A 17,942-nucleotide genomic window follows, 5' to 3' on the forward strand; every position below is an offset into this window, starting at 1 on the left:
CCGGCCACCTTGCCCAGGCTGTCGGCCGGTTCCGGCTGATCGTGCAACATCTCCGGCCGACACCGGCCGTGGCCGCGGTACGACGGTCACCCGCCGCGATGTCCTTCGGGGAGGCGTCGGAAGAGTAGCCGGTCGTGGCCGCCTCCAGCGCGCGGCCGAGAGAGCCGCGTGCTGCGCCTGTGCTGCCTTTGCTTTCAGCTCCGCTCCGGCCGATGAGCGGAGCCTCGTCAGGTCAGCAGTGCCTACGTGCCTCAGTTCTCCGCATCCACCAACCCGACCTGAACCATCGGCTTCCCCCGCTTCCGGGACACGAAGACCCCCCGCCCCGCCGGCATCGGCCGCGGCCGGACCCCGCCGAGGAGATCACCCTCGGCCGGATCACCCGCGAGGACCACACCCTGGGCGCCGAGTTCCTTGATGCGCTGCATGAAGGACTCGTAACCGGCACGCCCCGCACCGGCCGTGGACCGGGCGATGATGAAGCGGACGCCGACGTCCCGGGCGAACGGCAGCAGTTCCGTCAGACCCGCCAGCGGGTTGCCGCTCGACGTGGACACGAGGTCGTAGTCGTCGATGACGACGTACACCGTGGGCCCCCGCCACCAGCTGCGGTTGCGCAGCTGCTCCGGGGTCACGTCGGCGGTCGGCGTACGGCGCTGCATCAGGTCGGCCAGTGCGTCCATGTGGTGCTGCATCTGGTTCGACATGGGGATGTACTCGGCCAGGTGCGAGTCCGGGGTCACCCCGAGCAGCGAGCGGCGGTTGTCGACGACGAAGAGCTTGCAGGTGTTGCCGTCGTACCGCTCGGTCAGCCGCTTGATGATCAGCTTCAGCAGGTTGGACTTGCCGGACTCGCTCTCTCCGAACACCAGGAAGAACGGGTCCTGTTCGAAGTCGACGAACACCGGCTCCAGGTTGTCCTCGTCGAGCGCGAAGGAGATGCCGCGGTTCGGGAAGCGGTCGCCCGGCGGAAGCTGGGTCGCCGGGAACTCGCGGGGCAGCAGACGCACTTCGGGGGCGCCGGGTTCCTGCCAGTGGCGGCTGACCTCGGCCGCGAGGGCGGTCGTCGCCTCCGAGAGGTCCGTGTCGGAGGAGAGGCCGTCGATGCGCGGGACCGCCGCCATGAAGTGCTGCTTCTGCGGGGTCTGACCGCGTCCCGGCACCCCGGTGGGCACGTTCGCCGCGACCTTGCGGTCGATCTCGGAGTCCATGGGGTCACCCAGCCGCAGCTCGAGGCGGTTCATCAGGTGGTCCTTGAGGTTCGCGCGGACCTCCATCGAGCGCGAGGCGGTGAGGATCAGGTGGATGCCGTAGCCCAGGCCGCGCGCGGCGATGTCCAGGACCATCGGCTCCAGGGCCTCGTAGTCCGTGCGGAAGTTGCCCCAGCCGTCGATGACCAGGAACACGTCACCCCACGGCTGGTCGGTCACCGAGATGTCCCCGCGCGCGCGGCGCGTGCGGAACTCCGCGATGGAGGAGATGCCCGCCGAGCGGAAGTACTCCTCGCGCCGGGTCATGACGCCGTACACCTCGGCCGCCGTACGCCGGACCTTCTCCGGGTCCAGCCGGGAGGCGACACCACCCACGTGCGGCAGCCCGGCCACCGAGGCCATACCGCCACCACCGAAGTCCAGGCCGTAGAACTGCACCTCCCACGGGGTGTGGGTCAGCGCGAACGACGCGATGATCGAGCGCACCAGCGTCGACTTGCCGGACTGCGGACCGCCGATGATCTGCATGTGGCCGGCCGCGCCGCCGAAGTCCAGCCACAGCGGGTCGCGCCGCTGCTCGTACGGCTTGTCGATGAGGCCGGTCGGGACGACGAGCCGGCCCGCGCCCTCGTAGCCCGGCTGGGTCATGCCGCGGCCGGGCACCGGGGCGAGCCCCGGCAGCAGGGCGTCGAGCGAGGGCGGGCTGTCCAGCGGGGGCAGCCACACCTGGTGGGCGGCCGGGCCCTGGGCCTCGAGGCGCCGCACGATCACGTCGAGCACGGTGTCGGCGAGCGCGTCGTCCTGCCGCTCGCCGGTCTCCGCCTGCCGCTGCTGCGGGATCGGCACGTACTGCACCGGGACCTCGGCGGCCGTGAACAGGACCGGCCTGCGGTCGACGGGCAGCGGGCCGCCGAGCGCCGCCGCGGCCTGCTGCGAGCTGGTGCGGTACACCCCGGAGACGTACGCCGCCTTGAAGCGGACCATCTCGTCCGTGCCGTACTTCAGGAAGCCGGAGCCGGGGACGTTCGGCAGCTCGTAGGCGTCCGGGACGCCCAGCGCGGCGCGTGACTCGGCCGCCGAGAACGTCCGCAGACCGATGCGGTACGACAGGTACGTCTCGAGGCCCCTGAGCCGGCCCTCCTCCAGGCGCTGCGAGGCCAGCAGCAGGTGCACACCCAGCGAACGGCCGATACGGCCGATCTGCACGAACATCTCGATGAAGTCCGGCTTCGCCGTCAACAGCTCGCTGAACTCGTCGATCACCAGGACGAGGGACGGGATCGGCTGCAGCGGCGCGCCCGCCGCACGTGCCTTCTCGTAGTCGTGGATGTTGGCGTAGTTGCCCGCGTCGCGGAGCATCTCCTGGCGGCGGTTCAGCTCACCGCGGATGGAGTCACCCATGCGGTCGACGAGGGTCAGGTCGTCGGCGAGGTTGGTGATGACGGCTGCCACGTGCGGCATCTGCGCCATACCGGCGAACGTCGCACCACCCTTGAAGTCCGCGAGGACGAAGTTCAGCGTTTCGGAGGAGTGGGTCACCGCCAGACCGAGGACCAGCGTGCGCAGCAGCTCGGACTTGCCGGAACCGGTCGCACCGACACACAGGCCGTGCGGGCCCATGCCCTCCTGCGCCGCCTCCTTGAGGTCGAGCATCACGGGCCGGCCGTCCTCGCCGACACCGATCGGCACGCGCAGCCGTTCCGACTGCGAGCGGGGCCGCCAGGTGCGCTTCGGGTCGACCGAGGCGGCATCGCCCAGGTTCAACAGGTCCGTGAACTCGAGGTTAGCGAGCAGCGGTTCGTCGTCGTCGCCGCCCGACGCCACGCGCAGCGGCGCCAGTTGGCGGGCGAGTGCCTCCGCCGCCTCGTACGACAGGACGTCCGGCGTCCCCTCGTAGACCATGCCGTGGGCCGACTCCAGGCGCAGTTCCCCGGGGTGCACGATGACCGAGAGGTCGCCGCGGCCGATGGTGAGGTCACCCGGCACGACCTCCAGGACCGTCACGCCCTGCAGGCCCTCGGGATTGGCCAGCAAGGAGGTGGGCGGCAGCGAGACGCCGTCGAGGACGACCACCACATGGGGCTGCTCGGGCACCGGCGCCCCGCCGGGGTGGAACCGCGGGCGGCCCTCCAGCCGGGAGGCGAGCCGGTCCTCCAGCTCCACGGGGTCGGTGCCGATCAGACGCACGCTGCCGGCGCCGTCGGCGACGCCCGGGGCCTGCACGTGCGGCAGCCACTTGGCCCACTCCCACTCGGGCGTCGACTCCCGTGCGGTGACGACGGCGATGACGAGGTCCTCGGGGGAGTGCAGCGAGGCGAGGGAGGCGGTGACGGCGCGGGCGGTGCCGCGCACGGTGGCCGGCTCGCCGCTGATCGTCACGTGGTAGAAGGCGCGCAGCGAGACCGCCATCGGCAGGTCGTCGAGGGTGCTGTGCGTGGCCAGGAAGCGCTGCATGGCGCCCGCGGTCAGCGGCTCCAGCTCGTCCACCGGGGCGGTCTGCGGCGGGATCAGGGGAGTGGCCAGGGCCTGCGGGCCGAGGCCCACGCGCACCTGTCCGAAGTCCTCGTCACCGGTGCGGCGTTCCCAGACCCGGCTGCCTTCGGCGACCAGCGCCCACAGTTGCTCCGGCGAAGGGTGCAGGTAGTACTGGGTGTCGCGCTGGGACGTCGCCGTCTCGACGGCGGCGCGCCGGGTCTGCGACAGGTAGCGCAGGTAGTCACGGCGCAGGTCGGCCATCTGCCCCTGGTTGCCGCGGCGGTAGCGGACCAGCATCGAGATGCCCATGGCGATGGTCGAGGCCACCATCACCAGGCCCATGATCTTCATGAAGGGCTGGGCCTGCGGGTTGAAGAAGAACACCACGGATCCGCCCATGCCCAGCATGGGCAGGAGCTGCATCAGTGCGCCTTCCTGCTGACCGCGCGGCAGTTCCGGCGGAGCTTGCAGTACGACCTCGTCCGTGGGCACTTCCTTCGGCAGTGCCCGCGGTGGGCGCTTGACGACGATGTGGCTCACTACGCACCAATTCCCTTGCCGGACCGAGATGTTTCGTCCGCCGCCCCGTGTCAGGCGAACGTCGATCGCGAACCGCGATCCTACTGACAACCACGGACAACGGCGGGCGGTAGGGTGCCGGTGAAGCGCGTGAGCAGTTGCGAATCGTTCTGGGAAAACCCGGGCAATCCGCAACGGTTCGAAGCAAGCGCCACCCGTGAATCCCGGTCAGGACCGCTCGGTCGGCCGGCGGAGCGGGCGGGTGCCGCGCAACCTACACAGCATCTTTACGGGCGGAAGGGTGCGCGGTGGCACCGAACGCCGCCCCACCACCGACGAGGGGGAACAGCAGGTGAGCATGACGGCCTCCGCGCCGGCCGGCGCGACCGGCGGACCGGGCACCGGAGCCCCTTCCGGGGCGGGCATGGGATTCGGCTTCTGCCGCGTCACCATCGTGGCACCCGACAGCCGCATCGACGTGGCGCTGCCCGACGACGTACCGGTCGCCGACCTGTACCCCGAGATCCTGCGCCTGTCCCAGCAGAGCCCCGCCGAGGGCGCGCCGGTCGGCTACCACCTCGTACGGCGTGACGGCACCGTCCTGGACGGCGCCCGGTCCTTCACCGCCCAGCGCATCCTCGACGGCGAACTGCTCACCCTGCGCCCGTTCGCCGAGTCGCTGCCCCCGGCCGTCCTCGACGACGTCTCGGAGGCGGTGGCCGCCGCCGTCACCCGGGACCGCACCCTGTGGAGCGGCGACCTCACGCGGGCCGCCGGACTCGTCGCGGGCGGCATCCTGCCCGCGCTGCTCGCGTTCGTGGCCTGGAGCTCCCAGGTCCGGCACGACATGCACAGCCTGCAAGGCATCATCGCGGGCATCTGCGGCGTCCTGCTCGTCACCATCGCGTGCGTGCGTGCGCGTGTGTACGACGACCGGGGCTCCGCGGTCGCGCTGGGACTCGGTGCCCTGCCGAACGTCGCCGTGGCCGGCTCGGGGCTGCTGTCGCTCTCCGGCGGCGAGGGCATCGGCCGCCTCCAGTTCCTGCTCGCCTGTACGACGGTCCTCCTCGCCTCCGTGGTGCTCACCCTGGTGTCGCCGGGCGGAGACGGGCCCTTCGTGGCGTTCGTCTTCGCCTCCGCCATCGGTCTGATCACGACCTTCATCGCGATCCTCACCGACCTGAGGCCCATCGAGACGGCCGCCGTCTGCGCCCCGCTGTCCGTCGTGGCGCTGGCCTTCCTCCCCGGTCTGTCCATGCGCTTCGCGCGGCTGCCCATCGGTTTCGCACCGCCCAACCCGTCCCGCGGCGGCTACGACACCGGTGAGCCCGCCCCGCAGGAGCCGGTGGACGCCGAGCGTGTCGCCGCCCAGGCCCGGCGCGGCCACGAACTCCTCGTCGGCCTGGTAGGCGGCTGCGCCCTCGTCGCGGTGGGCGCGTCGATCGTGCTCGGTTTCTCCAGCAACACCTGGGCCCAGCTGCTGGCCCTCGCGACCGGCGTGGCGATGCTCATGCGGGCGCACCTGTTCCGCTACACCGCGCAGGTCGGCGCCACCCTGGCCGCGGGCCTCGCCGCGATCGTCTTCCTCGGCCTCGGGCTGGCCCTGAACCCGCCCCGGGACTACCTGATCGACGCCTTCCGGGGCGACACCGCCGCCCTCGACCTCCGCAGCGTCTGGCTCGCCGCGGCCGTCGCCGCGGCCACTGCCCTGGTCACCGCGATCGCCCTGATCACCCCGCGGCGCGGTGTCACCCCCTTCTGGGGGCGCTTCCTGGAGATCGCCGAGAGCTTCGTCCTGCTCACGCTGATCCCGCTGGCCCTGGCCGTGTTCGACGTGTACGCGCAGGCGCGGGCGATGACCAGCTAGGTACCGTCGACGCGCAGACGTACGGGAACGGGAAAGGGCGGCACGCACGCGTGCCGCCCTTTCCCGTACGCACCTCACTGCACGTCCAGCCCCCCGTTGTGAGCCATGGGCTTCAGATCGAACTCCCCGTCCCGAGCCCCCAGCACGAACGCCCGCCACTCCGCCTCGGTGTAGCGCAGCACGGTGTCCGGGTCGAGGGAGGACCGCATCGCCACCGCCCCGCCCGGCAGGTACGCGATCTCGACGCGCTCCTCGTGCTCCTCCGTGCCCGGTGCGCAGTGCCACTCGACGCCCGAGATGTCGAGCGCGTACAGCTCGTCCCGCTCCCGCTCCTTGCGCGCCTTGATCTCCGCTTCCGTCTCCGCCATCGTGCAGCGACCCCTTCCCGAGGTAGGTACGGTCCCGGCGCTCACCCTAGTGGCCGGTGCGGCCCCCTCACGGGGGTTCGGCGACCGGGCGTAAGGCGCCCGCCATCGCCTGGTACCCTGAGTGACGGCCGTTTGTGTACGCACCCCCGGAACCACCGTGTCCTGGAGGCCGCGCCCAGCGGATCCCCGCCTCCCGAGTAACGGAAGCTCCCCCGAGATGTAGACCGGGGGCACTCGGTGGCATTCAACAGACTATGAGGAGTACGCGTGTCGCTCGACGCCGCTACGAAGAAGCAGATCATCTCCGAGTTCGGTACCAAGGAGGGTGACACCGGCTCCCCCGAGGTCCAGGTCGCTCTGCTCTCCCGTCGGATCTCCGACCTGACGGAGCACCTCAAGACCCACAAGCACGACCACCACTCCCGTCGTGGCCTGCTGATCCTGGTCGGTCAGCGCCGTCGCCTGCTGCAGTACCTGGCGAAGAAGGACATCCAGCGCTTCCGTGCGCTGGTCGACCGCCTCGGCATCCGCCGCGGTGCGGCGGGCGCCAAGTAAGTCGCCGTGAGGGGAGCGGTTCCCGGAAGCACCCGGGAGTCGCTCCCTTCGCCGTATGCGGGGCCCTGCCGCGCACACGGAAATCCCCGTGGTGCGTGCGGAGACGTGCGGAGTGTCACTCACGCTTTGTAGTGTGGTAGCACAACGCAATACGCACGACACGGAACGACGTACGACACAGGTCGTGCGACACAGGTCGTACGACACAGAACGAGGAGGAGCGCATCCAGCCGCCGCCGGTCCTCGGTAGTGGCCCCCGGGGGGAAGCGAGCCCCGGGTGCTTCGATCGAAGACCGGCCCGCACCGCACGGAGCGCTTCTCCGCCACCGTCCCCCTGCCACACGGGCAGCCAAGGGACGAAAGACGATAAGTAGGAGAAAACGCTAGTGGAGAACGAGACCCACTACGCCGAGGCCGTCATCGACAACGGCCCCTTCGGCACCCGCACCATCCGCTTCGAGACGGGCCGCCTGGCCAAGCAGGCCGCCGGCTCCGCCGTGGCGTACCTGGACGACGACACCATGGTGCTGTCGGCCACCACCGCCTCGAAGAACCCCAAGGACCAGCTCGACTTCTTCCCGCTGACGGTGGACGTCGAGGAGCGGATGTACGCCGCCGGCAAGATCCCCGGCAGCTTCTTCCGCCGTGAGGGCCGGCCGTCCGAGGACGCCATCCTCACCTGCCGCCTCATCGACCGCCCGCTGCGCCCGTCCTTCAAGAAGGGCCTGCGCAACGAGATCCAGGTCGTCGCCACGATCATGGCGCTCAACCCCGACCACCTGTACGACGTCGTGGCGATCAACGCCGCGTCCGCGTCGACGCAGCTGGCCGGCCTGCCCTTCTCCGGCCCGATCGGCGGCGTCCGCGTCGCGCTGATCCGCGGCCAGTGGGTCGCCTTCCCGACCCACACCGAGCTGGAGGACGCCGTCTTCGACATGGTCGTCGCCGGCCGTGTCCTGGAGGACGGCGACGTCGCGATCATGATGGTCGAGGCCGAGGCCACCGAGCAGACCATCAAGCTGGTCGAGGGCGGCGCCGAAGCCCCGACCGAGGAGATCGTCGCCGCCGGTCTCGAGGCCGCGAAGCCCTTCATCAAGGTGCTGTGCCGCGCCCAGGCCGACCTCGCCGCCAAGGCCGCCAAGCCGACCGCCGAGTTCCCGATCTTCCTGGACTACCAGGACGACGTGTTCGAGGCCCTGACGGCGGCCGTCCGCCCCGAGCTGGCCCAGGCGCTCACCATCGCCGGCAAGCAGGAGCGCGAGGCCGAGCTGGACCGCGTCAAGGGTCTGGCCGCCGAGAAGCTCCTGCCGGAGTTCGAGGGCCGCGAGAAGGAGATCTCCGCCGCGTACCGCTCGCTCACCAAGCAGCTGGTCCGCGAGCGCGTGATCAAGGAGAAGAAGCGCATCGACGGCCGCGGTGTCACCGACATCCGCACCCTGGCCGCCGAGGTCGAGGCCATCCCGCGGGTGCACGGTTCCGCGGTGTTCGAGCGTGGCGAGACCCAGATCCTGGGCGTCACCACCCTCAACATGCTCCGCATGGAGCAGCAGCTGGACACCCTCTCCCCGGTGACCCGCAAGCGCTACATGCACAACTACAACTTCCCGCCGTACTCCACCGGTGAGACCGGCCGCGTCGGCTCCCCGAAGCGCCGCGAGATCGGCCACGGCGCCCTCGCCGAGCGCGCCCTGGTGCCGGTGCTGCCCGCGCGCGAGGAGTTCCCCTACGCCATCCGCCAGGTCTCCGAGGCGCTGAGCTCCAACGGCTCGACGTCCATGGGCTCGGTCTGCGCCTCCACCATGTCGCTGCTGAACGCCGGTGTGCCGCTGAAGGCCCCGGTCGCCGGTATCGCCATGGGTCTGATCTCCCAGGAGATCGACGGGGAGACGCACTACGTCACCCTCACCGACATCCTCGGTGCGGAGGACGCCTTCGGTGACATGGACTTCAAGGTCGCCGGCACCAAGGAGTTCGTGACCGCCCTCCAGCTCGACACCAAGCTGGACGGCATCCCGGCCTCCGTCCTGGCCGCGGCCCTCAAGCAGGCCCGCGACGCGCGTCTCCACATCCTCGACGTGATGATGGAGGCCATCGACCGGCCCGACGAGATGTCCCCGAACGCCCCGCGGATCATCACCGTCAAGATCCCGGTCGACAAGATCGGTGAGGTCATCGGCCCCAAGGGCAAGATGATCAACCAGATCCAGGAGGACACGGGCGCCGAGATCACCATCGAGGACGACGGCACGATCTACATCGGTGCCGCCGACGGTCCCTCGGCGGAGGCCGCCCGCGCCACGATCAACGGCATCGCCAACCCGACGATGCCCGAGGTCGGCGAGCGCTACCTGGGTACGGTCGTGAAGACGACCACCTTCGGTGCGTTCGTCTCCCTGCTGCCCGGCAAGGACGGTCTGCTGCACATCTCGCAGATCCGCAAGCTCGCCGGCGGCAAGCGCGTGGAGAACGTCGAGGACGTCCTCGGTGTGGGCCAGAAGGTCCAGGTCGAGATCGCCGAGATCGACTCCCGCGGCAAGCTCTCCCTCGTTCCGGTGATCGAGGGCGAGGAAGGCGACGACGAGGCGAAGGACGACGCCGAGCAGTGACGTCCCGTAGCTCGAAGGCGACGGCCCGCCCCTCCTCGGAGGCGCGGGCCGTCGCCCGTACCCAAACCCTGATCAAGGGCACGGCCGGCATCGGCACGGTGCGCAAGACCACCCTCCCGGGCGGCCTGCGCATCGTCACCGAGACGCTGCCCTCGGTCCGCTCCGCGACCTTCGGCATCTGGGCGCACGTCGGCTCCCGCGACGAGACCCCCGCCCTGAACGGCGCCACGCACTACCTGGAGCACCTGCTCTTCAAGGGGACCAGCCGCAGGTCCGCCCTGGACATCTCCTCCGCCCTCGACGCGGTCGGCGGCGAGATGAACGCGTTCACGGCCAAGGAGTACACGTGCTACTACGCGCGCGTGCTCGACACCGACCTGCCCCTCGCCATCGACGTCGTCTGCGACATGCTGACCGGCTCGCTGATCCTCGAGGAGGACGTCGACGTCGAGCGCGGCGCGATCCTCGAAGAGATCGCCATGACCGAGGACGACCCCGGCGACTGCGTGCACGACCTGTTCGCGCACACCATGTTCGGCGACAACGCCCTCGGCCGCCCGGTCCTCGGCACGGTCGACACGGTCAACGCCCTCACCGCCGACCGCATCCGCCGCTTCTACAAGAAGCACTACGACCCGACCCACCTCGTGGTCGCCTGCGCCGGCAACATCGACCACAACAAGGTCGTACGACAGGTCCGCGCGGCCTTCGAGAAGGCGGGCGCCCTCGGGAACCCGGACGCGCAGCCCATCGCCCCGCGCGACGGCCGCCGTACGATCCGCACCTCCGGCAAGGTCGAGCTGCTGGCCCGCAAGACCGAGCAGGCGCACGTCGTCCTCGGCATGCCCGGGCTCGCCCGCACCGACGACCGCCGCTGGGCCATGGGCGTGCTCAACACCGCCCTCGGTGGCGGCATGTCCTCCCGCCTCTTCCAGGAGGTCCGGGAGAAGCGCGGCCTCGCCTACAGCGTGTACTCGTACACCTCCGGCTTCGCCGACTGCGGCCTGTTCGGCGTGTACGCCGGCTGCCGGCCCAGCCAGGTGCACGACGTGCTGCGGATCTGCCGCGACGAGCTCGACCACGTCGCGCAGAACGGCCTGTCCGACGACGAGATCGCCCGCGCCATCGGCCAGTTGAGGGGCTCCACGGTCCTGGGCCTGGAGGACACCGGCGCGCTGATGAACCGTATCGGCAAGAGCGAGCTGTGCTGGGGCGAGCAGATGTCCGTGGACGACATGCTGGCGAAGATAGCCGCGGTCACCCCGGACGAGGTCCGCTCCGTCGCCCGCGACATCCTGGGACAGCGCCCGTCGCTGTCGGTCATCGGCCCGCTCAAGGACAAGCAGGCCTCCCGGCTGCACGACGCCGTCGCCTGAAACACCACCGGTTAGGAAGCAGGAACATGAGCAAGCTGCGCGTGGCGGTCCTCGGTGCCAGGGGCCGGATCGGGTCCGAGGCGGTCAAGGCGGTCGAGGCCGCCGAGGACATGGAGCTGGTCGCCGCCCTCGGCCGCGGCGACAAGCTGGAGACGCTGGCGGAGACCGGCGCCCAGGTCGCCGTCGAACTGACCACCCCGGCCTCGGTCATGGGCAACCTCGACTTCTGCGTGCGCCACGGCATCCACGCGGTCGTCGGTACGACCGGCTGGACCGACGAGCGCCTCGCGCAGCTGAAGGGCTGGCTGGCCCAGTCCCCGGAGACCGGCGTGCTCATCGCGCCGAACTTCTCCATCGGGGCCGTGCTGACGATGAAGTTCGCACAGATCGCGGCGCCGTACTTCGAGTCGGTCGAGGTGGTCGAGCTGCACCACCCGAACAAGGTGGACGCCCCCTCCGGCACCGCCACGCGCACCGCCCAGCTCATCGCCGAGGCCCGCCGGGCGGCCGGCACGGCACCCGCGCCGGACGCGACCGTCACCGCCCTCGACGGCGCGCGTGGCGCCAGCGTCGACGGCATCCCCGTCCACGCCGTCCGGCTGCGCGGCCTCCTGGCCCACCAGGAGGTCCTGCTCGGCGGCGAGGGCGAGACCCTCACCGTCCGGCACGACTCCCTCCACCACAGCAGCTTCATGCCGGGCATCCTGCTCGGCGCCCGCCGGGTGGTGACCACTCCGGGCCTCACCTTCGGCCTGGAGCACTTCCTGGACCTGAGCTGACAGCCACTGCGATGCGCGCGAAGATCACCTACCTCGTCACGGCCGCCGTCCTGGTCTTCTACTTCGTCCTGGTCGGCAGCCGCGGCGTGATGCTCATCCAGTCCGGCACGCTCCTCACCGTCACCTTCGGGGTGGCGGTGCTGATCCTGCCGGTCATCGGTCTGTGGTTCCTGTGGAAGAACACCCAGTTCGTCCGCCGGGCCAACGCCCTCGCCGCGGAGCTGGATGCCGAGGGCGGCCTGCCGGCCGATGAGCTGACCCGCCTGCCCAGCGGCCGCATCGACCGCGACTCGGCCGACGCGGTGTTCGCCAAGCGCAAGGCCGAGACGGAGGCGTCCCCCGACGACTGGCGCTGCTGGTTCCGCCTCGCCGTCGCCTACCACGACGCCCGCGACACCCCTCGCGCCCGCAAGGCCATGCAACGCGCGATAGCCCTGCACGACGGCAAGCCACTCCAGCCCTGACAGCCGGACGGGAACGCCGGGGACACCGATCCCGGCCCGCGGGGGAGACCCGGCGGACCTTCGCCGTCCCTACGGGGAGTGCCTGCTGCCCTCCGCGCAACTGGTCGCTGAGGCTCGCTCAGCACCCCGGCGCCCGCCGGACCTGCCCGGTTGGTCGGCGGCTGCCGGTCGGAGCCCCGGATCCCACCCTTCCCGGCCCGCGGGAAAGCCCCGACGGACCTTCGCCGTCCCTACGGGGAGTACCTGCTGCCCCCCGTCGGCCCGCGCGGCATCACCCAGCTCTCCGACAATCACGAGCCGGGCGGCGCCCACGCCCGGCAGCCCCACGCAGCTGCGCCGGGCTGGCGAGGCCGAGGCCGCTGAGGCTCGCTGAGCAGCCCGGTGCCTGCCAAGCCTGCCCGGTTGGTCGGCGGCCGTGGGGGGGGGAGCGTTGGATCCCACCGATCCCGGCCCGCGGGGGAGACCTGGCGGACCTTTGCCGTCCCTGCGGGGAGTGCCCGCTGCCCTCCGCGCGGCTGCGCCGGGCTGGCGAGGACGAGGCCGCTGAGGCTCCCTCAGCAACCCCGGGCCTGCCGGGCCTGCCCTCCCCCGGCCCGCGCGGTCCCCCCAGCTCCCCGACAATCACGAGCCGGGCGGCGCGCAGAAGGGGCCGGCCCCCACATCGCGGGGGCCGGTCCCTTCGGGCGTGCTCCTGGTGTCAGCCGCGGCCGTTTTCCGCTGCCCAAGCCTCCACCGCGTCCGCCGCTCGGTCGAAGGCGAGCGGGCGGCCGAGGAAGTCCAGGCCGTGGGTGGTGAGCAGCGGCGGGGTGTCCTCGGGCCGCCGGTCCTTGCGGACGAGCGCCAGCGCCTGTCCCTGCACCGTGCGCGGCAGCCCCAGCCAGCGCACCGGCTGCTGGACCGTCCGCACCGAGACCACCCGCGCCCACGGCACCGTCCGCGTCACCAGCAGGCCGGTCCGGCGCAGCCCGCGCCCGCTCACCCACACCCCCATGCGCAGCAGCCGCAGCGCACCGGCGACGATCGCCAGACCGACGCCGAGGACCACCCCGGCGGTGGGCAGCGAGCCGGTCAGCGCGACGAGCACCGCGGCGAACAGCGCGAAGGAGGCGAGCAGCAGCACCAGCGCGGCCACCCCCACCCGCCAGGGCCCGGGCCGGTAGGGGCGCCGCCAGCGGTCGGGGTCGTCGTAGGGCAGCGCACTCTCGGCCGCCGAATCAAAGGGGCGGTCGGCCGTCAGGAAGGGCAGGGGCACGGCTGGTCCTCACTCGCTCCTCGCGTGGGCTGTGCCGTGAGGCTATCCGGCCGTGTTCGCGCTCACCAGCCTTGAGCGTCCGGAAGAGTGCTCAGTGCCCCTGGGACGCCTGGGACTGCTGAGCCGGCGTACCGGACGGCGTGGAGAGCGCCGGTGTACCGAGGATCAGGGCGCCGGCGAGCCCGGCGACAATCGTGAGGCCGAGCAGCCAGCGCCCGGCTATCTCGCCGAAGGACGCCCGCCTGCGGGGCGGGGGAGTGACATTACTGCGGAACCTGTCCGCCTCGGCCAGGAAGGCGAAGGGTACGGGCTCGCGCCGACGGAACATCGTGGGTGCCGCTCCTCTCAGGGTTTGTGATCGAACACGCAGACCTCACCGATACAGACGCGCGAGTGACACAAAAGGTGCCCATGTCCGAAAAATCTCGGGTGCGCTGTATGGGGCGAGGTGGTGCTCAGGGCCCGCCGGGTGCCCCCGTAAGGTGGTCGCCAACCACAGAAGTATTGGGAAGGACCCCTATCCCCGTGACCACCCCCGAGTCGCTCACGTTCCGCAGTGACGTCACCGTCGAGCTGGTGAAGTCCAGCGCTTCGGACGCCGACGTGCTCTTCGCCGCCCGCGTCTCCACCGCCGGCGAGCAGTCCCTGGAGGAGCTGAAGAAGGACCCTGAGCGCTCCAAGGGCCTGATCAACTACCTGATGCGCGACCGGCACGGCAGCCCGTTCGAGCACAACTCGATGACCTTCTTCATCAGCGCCCCGATCTTCGTCTTCCGCGAGTTCATGCGGCACCGCGTCGGCTGGTCGTACAACGAGGAGTCCGGCCGCTACCGGGAGCTCGAGCCCGTCTTCTACGTCCCCGGCGCCGACCGCAAGCTCGTCCAGGAGGGCCGCCCGGGCAAGTACGTCTTCGTCGAGGGCACCCCGGCCCAGCACGAGGCGGTCACCGGCACCCTGCGCGAGTCGTACGGGCAGGCGTACGCGGCCTACCAGAAGATGCTCGCCGAGGGCGTCGCCCGCGAGGTCGCCCGCGCCGCCCTCCCCGTCGGCCTGTACTCCTCGATGTACGCCACCTGCAACGCCCGCTCCCTGATGCACTTCCTCGGCCTGCGCACCCAGCACGAGCTGGCCAAGGTGCCGTCCTTCCCGCAGCGAGAGATCGAGATGGTGGGCGAGAAGATGGAGGCGGAGTGGGCGAAGCTCATGCCGCTGACGTACGCCGCCTTCAACGCGAACGGGCGTGTGGCCCCGTAGCGAAGCCTTGTTCCCTTGGCGGAACGGATGTACGGGTCAGCCTGGCGAGGTGTCCGTATTGCGGCATTTAGAGAAGTTCATCTAGCCTGATCAAACGGACCCGGCACTGCTTGAACCCCCGAGCAGGCAGTGCCGGGCTCCTTCTTTGTCCTGACTTTCCCGGCACCCCACGGGCACGCCCCGCATCGCGCACCGAGTAGCGTGTTACCCATGGCTCCGACCTCGACTCCGCAGACCCCCTTCGGGCGGGTCCTCACCGCCATGGTCACGCCCTTCACGGCGGACGGCGCACTCGACCTCGACGGCGCGCAGCGGCTCGCCGCCCACCTGGTGGACGCAGGCAACGACGGCCTGATCGTCAACGGCACCACCGGCGAGTCCCCCACCACCAGTGACGCGGAGAAATCGGACCTGGTACGAGCCGTCCTGGAGGCCGTCGGCGACCGCGCCCACGTCGTCGCCGGCGTCGGAACCAACGACACCCACCACAGCATCGAGCTGGCCCGCGAGGCGGAGCGCATCGGCGCCCACGGCCTGCTGGTCGTCACGCCGTACTACAACAAGCCCCCGCAGGAGGGCCTGTACCGGCACTTCACGGCCGTCGCGGACGCCACCGGCCTGCCGGTCATGCTCTACGACATCCCCGGCCGCAGCGGCGTCCCGATCAGCACCGAGACGCTCGTCCGGCTCGCCGAGCACCCCCGGATCGTCGCCAACAAGGACGCCAAGGGCGACCTCGGCCGCGCCAGCTGGGCCATCGCCCAGTCCGGCCTCGCCTGGTACTCCGGCGACGACATGCTCAACCTCCCGCTCCTCTCCGTCGGCGCGGTCGGCTTCGTCTCGGTCGTCGGCCACCTCGTCACCCCCGACCTGCGCGCCCTCGTGGACGCGTACGTCTCCGGTGACGTCGTCAAGGCCACCGAGATCCACCAGAAGCTGCTCCCGGTCTACACCGGCATGTTCCGGACCCAGGGCGTCATGACCACCAAGGCGGCTCTCGCCCTCCAAGGCCTGCCCGCCGGACCGCTGCGCTCGCCCATGGTGGAGTGCTCGCCCGAGGAGATCGCCCAGCTCAAGATCGATCTTGCTGCCGGCGGGGTACAGCTCTGATTACAGACTTGGCACCACACGGGCTTCACAACTGAAGAACAACAGAAGAGGCAGGCCACCGGTGCCTGCACCCCACAACGACAACTGCTTCCGCACGAACGTCATACGCGCCACGTGCCATACCGGTACGTGGCGCGCGTGGTGAGGAGAGTCTTTTGAGTCATCCGCATCCTGAACTCGGCCCGCCCCCTCCGCTCCCCGAGGGCGGCCTGCGGGTCACCCCGCTCGGCGGCCTCGGCGAGATCGGCCGGAACATGACCGTCTTCGAGTACGGCGGCCGCCTGCTGATCGTCGACTGCGGGGTGCTCTTCCCCGAAGAGGAGCAGCCCGGAATCGACCTGATCCTGCCGGACTTCTCGTCCGTCCGGGACCGCCTCGACGACATCGAGGGCATCGTCCTCACGCACGGCCACGAGGACCACATCGGCGGTGTCCCCTTCCTGCTCCGCGAGAAGCCGGACATCCCGCTGATCGGCTCCAAGCTGACCCTCGCGCTGATCGAGGCCAAGCTCCAGGAGCACCGGATCCGTCCGTACACCCTGGAGGTGGCGGAGGGGAACCGTGAGCGCATCGGCCCCTTCGACTGCGAGTTCGTCGCCGTCAACCACTCCATCCCGGACGCGTTGGCCGTCGCCATCCGCACGCCCGCCGGCATGGTGGTGCACACCGGCGACTTCAAGATGGACCAGCTGCCGCTGGACAACCGCCTCACCGACCTGCACGCCTTCGCGCGGTTGAGCGAGGAGGGCATCGACCTCCTGCTCGCCGACTCGACGAACGCGGAGGTCCCGGGCTTCGTCCCGCCCGAGCGCGACATCTCCAACGTGCTGCGGCAGGTCTTCGCCGGTGCCCGCAAGCGGATCATCGTGGCGAGCTTCGCCAGCCACGTTCACCGCATCCAGCAGATCCTGGACGCGGCCCACGAGTACGGCCGCCGGGTCGCCTTCGTCGGCCGCTCCATGGTCCGCAACATGGGTATTGCCCGTGACCTCGGCTATCTGAAGGTGCCGCCGGGCCTGGTGGTGGACGTCAGGACACTGGACGACCTGCCCGACCACGAGGTGGTCCTGGTCTGCACGGGCTCCCAGGGCGAGCCGATGGCGGCCCTGTCCCGCATGGCCAACCGCGACCACCAGATCCGCATCGTCGACGGCGACACGGTCATCCTCGCCTCCTCGCTGATCCCCGGGAACGAGAACGCGGTCTACCGCGTGATCAACGGCCTGACCCGCTGGGGCGCCAACGTCGTCCACAAGGGCAACGCCAAGGTGCACGTTTCCGGCCACGCGTCCGCGGGCGAGCTGCTGTACTTCTACAACATCTGCCGCCCGAAGAACCTGATGCCGGTCCACGGCGAATGGCGCCACCTGCGGGCCAACGCCGAGCTGGGCGCCCTGACCGGCGTCCCGCACGACCGGATCGTCATCGCCGAGGACGGCGTGGCGGTCGACCTGATCGAGGGCAAGGCCAAGATCTCCGGCAAGGTCCAGGCCGGTTACGTCTACGTCGACGGACTCTCGGTCGGCGATGTCGGCGAGCCGGCGCTCAAGGACCGCAAGATCCTCGGCGACGAGGGCATCATCTCGGTCTTCGTGGTCGTGGACGCTTCCACCGGCAAGATCACCGGCGGCCCGCACGTCCAGGCGCGCGGCTCCGGCATCGAGGACTCGGCCTTCGCCGACGTCCTCCCGAAGATCACGGAGGTCCTGGAGCGGTCCGCCCAGGACGGCGTGGTGGAGCCCCACCAGCTCCAGCAGCTCATCCGCCGGACCCTTGGCAAGTGGGTCTCGGACACGTATCGCCGCAGGCCGATGATCCTGCCTGTGGTCGTGGAGGTCTGACGACCCGTCGGCGGACACCAGGAGCGGGGCGCCTCGATTTGCATCGGGGCGCCCCGCTCCAGTACGTTTACGGCTCCGCCCACCCGGGAACCCCAGCACTTCACGCGCTGGACATGGATGCCCGGAGCGGGTGGGAAAACCGACTCAGAACTTCTGATAAAGTCGGAGAAGCCGGAAAGGGAAACGCGAGAGCGGGAACCTGGAAAGCACCGAGGAAATCGGATCGAGAAAAGATCTGATAGAGTCGGAAACGCAAGACCGAAGG

General features: G+C 70.5%; 13 protein-coding genes. 9 read left to right on the forward strand and 4 right to left on the reverse strand.

Features of this window, described 5'->3' with window-relative positions:
- Window positions 1-251: 251 nt before the first annotated feature.
- Window positions 252-4,226 (reverse strand): type VII secretion protein EccCa, encoded by a 3,975-nt coding sequence (gene eccCa, locus ACIP4Y_RS30660; protein ID WP_401398911.1) that lies wholly within the window; start codon window positions 4,224-4,226, stop codon window positions 252-254.
- A gap of 337 nt (window positions 4,227-4,563) precedes the next feature.
- On the opposite strand from eccCa, the gene eccD reads away from it, so the two are divergent.
- Window positions 4,564-6,072, forward strand: a complete 1,509-nt coding sequence (eccD, locus tag ACIP4Y_RS30665; RefSeq protein WP_358647362.1) for a type VII secretion integral membrane protein EccD — start codon at window positions 4,564-4,566, stop codon at window positions 6,070-6,072.
- 74 nt (window positions 6,073-6,146) lie between these two features.
- Here eccD and ACIP4Y_RS30670 read toward each other — a convergent pair whose 3' ends face one another.
- Complete coding sequence (locus ACIP4Y_RS30670; protein ID WP_030657600.1) at window positions 6,147-6,440, reverse strand: DUF397 domain-containing protein; 294 nt, start codon at window positions 6,438-6,440, stop codon at window positions 6,147-6,149.
- Window positions 6,441-6,707: 267 nt separating this feature from the next.
- Between ACIP4Y_RS30670 and rpsO the strand changes: the two genes are divergently transcribed.
- The 5 genes from rpsO to ACIP4Y_RS30695 all read left to right on the forward strand — a co-directional run bounded on the left by rpsO (window position 6,708) and on the right by ACIP4Y_RS30695 (window position 12,220).
- On the forward strand, window positions 6,708-6,995 hold the full coding sequence (rpsO, locus tag ACIP4Y_RS30675; protein ID WP_004982702.1) for a 30S ribosomal protein S15: 288 nt from the start codon (window positions 6,708-6,710) through the stop codon (window positions 6,993-6,995).
- A 386-nt stretch (window positions 6,996-7,381) separates the two neighbouring features.
- Complete coding sequence (locus ACIP4Y_RS30680) at window positions 7,382-9,601, forward strand: polyribonucleotide nucleotidyltransferase (RefSeq protein WP_401398912.1); 2,220 nt, start codon at window positions 7,382-7,384, stop codon at window positions 9,599-9,601.
- Window positions 9,598-10,977: a M16 family metallopeptidase gene (locus ACIP4Y_RS30685; protein ID WP_401398913.1), complete on the forward strand. Its 1,380-nt coding sequence runs from the start codon at window positions 9,598-9,600 to the stop codon at window positions 10,975-10,977. Before ACIP4Y_RS30680 ends, ACIP4Y_RS30685 begins: the two co-directional genes overlap by 4 nt.
- 26 nt (window positions 10,978-11,003) lie before the next feature.
- Complete coding sequence (gene dapB / locus ACIP4Y_RS30690) at window positions 11,004-11,756, forward strand: 4-hydroxy-tetrahydrodipicolinate reductase (RefSeq protein ID WP_208034752.1); 753 nt, start codon at window positions 11,004-11,006, stop codon at window positions 11,754-11,756.
- Between the two features lie 11 nt (window positions 11,757-11,767).
- A complete protein-coding gene (locus ACIP4Y_RS30695; protein WP_401398914.1) occupies window positions 11,768-12,220 on the forward strand; it encodes a hypothetical protein in 453 nt (150 codons plus the stop codon).
- A gap of 697 nt (window positions 12,221-12,917) precedes the next feature.
- Here the strand turns inward: ACIP4Y_RS30695 and ACIP4Y_RS30700 are convergent.
- Together ACIP4Y_RS30700 and ACIP4Y_RS30705 are read right to left on the reverse strand one after the other, a co-directional pair.
- Complete coding sequence (locus tag ACIP4Y_RS30700; protein ID WP_358647343.1) at window positions 12,918-13,472, reverse strand: hypothetical protein; 555 nt, start codon at window positions 13,470-13,472, stop codon at window positions 12,918-12,920.
- 91 nt (window positions 13,473-13,563) lie between these two features.
- Window positions 13,564-13,800 carry a hypothetical protein gene (locus ACIP4Y_RS30705; protein WP_401398915.1) on the reverse strand — a complete coding sequence of 79 codons (237 nt, stop codon included), beginning with the start codon at window positions 13,798-13,800 and terminating at the stop codon, window positions 13,564-13,566.
- 197 nt (window positions 13,801-13,997) lie between these two features.
- Here ACIP4Y_RS30705 and thyX point away from each other — a divergent pair, with 197 nt between their 5' ends.
- The 3 genes from thyX to ACIP4Y_RS30720 all read left to right on the forward strand — a co-directional run bounded on the left by thyX (window position 13,998) and on the right by ACIP4Y_RS30720 (window position 17,677).
- On the forward strand, window positions 13,998-14,726 hold the full coding sequence (thyX, locus tag ACIP4Y_RS30710; RefSeq protein WP_401398916.1) for an FAD-dependent thymidylate synthase: 729 nt from the start codon (window positions 13,998-14,000) through the stop codon (window positions 14,724-14,726).
- Between the two features lie 210 nt (window positions 14,727-14,936).
- Window positions 14,937-15,836, forward strand: coding sequence for a 4-hydroxy-tetrahydrodipicolinate synthase (dapA, locus tag ACIP4Y_RS30715; RefSeq protein WP_401398917.1), 900 nt, complete (start codon window positions 14,937-14,939; stop codon window positions 15,834-15,836).
- A 155-nt stretch (window positions 15,837-15,991) separates the two neighbouring features.
- Window positions 15,992-17,677: a ribonuclease J gene (locus tag ACIP4Y_RS30720; RefSeq protein ID WP_358647335.1), complete on the forward strand. Its 1,686-nt coding sequence runs from the start codon at window positions 15,992-15,994 to the stop codon at window positions 17,675-17,677.
- Window positions 17,678-17,942: the final 265 nt, after the last annotated feature.

This window comes from Streptomyces sp. NPDC088810, from assembly GCF_044750305.1.
Classification (GTDB): Bacteria; Actinomycetota; Actinomycetes; order Streptomycetales; family Streptomycetaceae; genus Streptomyces.

Coding starts and splice junctions, on each gene's coding strand:
- ACIP4Y_RS30695 (WP_401398914.1), top strand. CDS start 11,768: ATGCGCGCGAAGATCACCTACCTCGTCACGGCCGCCGTCCTGGTCTTC.
- dapA (WP_401398917.1), top strand. CDS start 14,937: ATGGCTCCGACCTCGACTCCGCAGACCCCCTTCGGGCGGGTCCTCACC.
- eccD (WP_358647362.1), top strand. CDS start 4,564: ATGACGGCCTCCGCGCCGGCCGGCGCGACCGGCGGACCGGGCACCGGA.
- dapB (WP_208034752.1), top strand. CDS start 11,004: ATGAGCAAGCTGCGCGTGGCGGTCCTCGGTGCCAGGGGCCGGATCGGG.
- ACIP4Y_RS30670 (WP_030657600.1), bottom strand. CDS start 6,440: ATGGCGGAGACGGAAGCGGAGATCAAGGCGCGCAAGGAGCGGGAGCGG.
- ACIP4Y_RS30705 (WP_401398915.1), bottom strand. CDS start 13,800: ATGTTCCGTCGGCGCGAGCCCGTACCCTTCGCCTTCCTGGCCGAGGCG.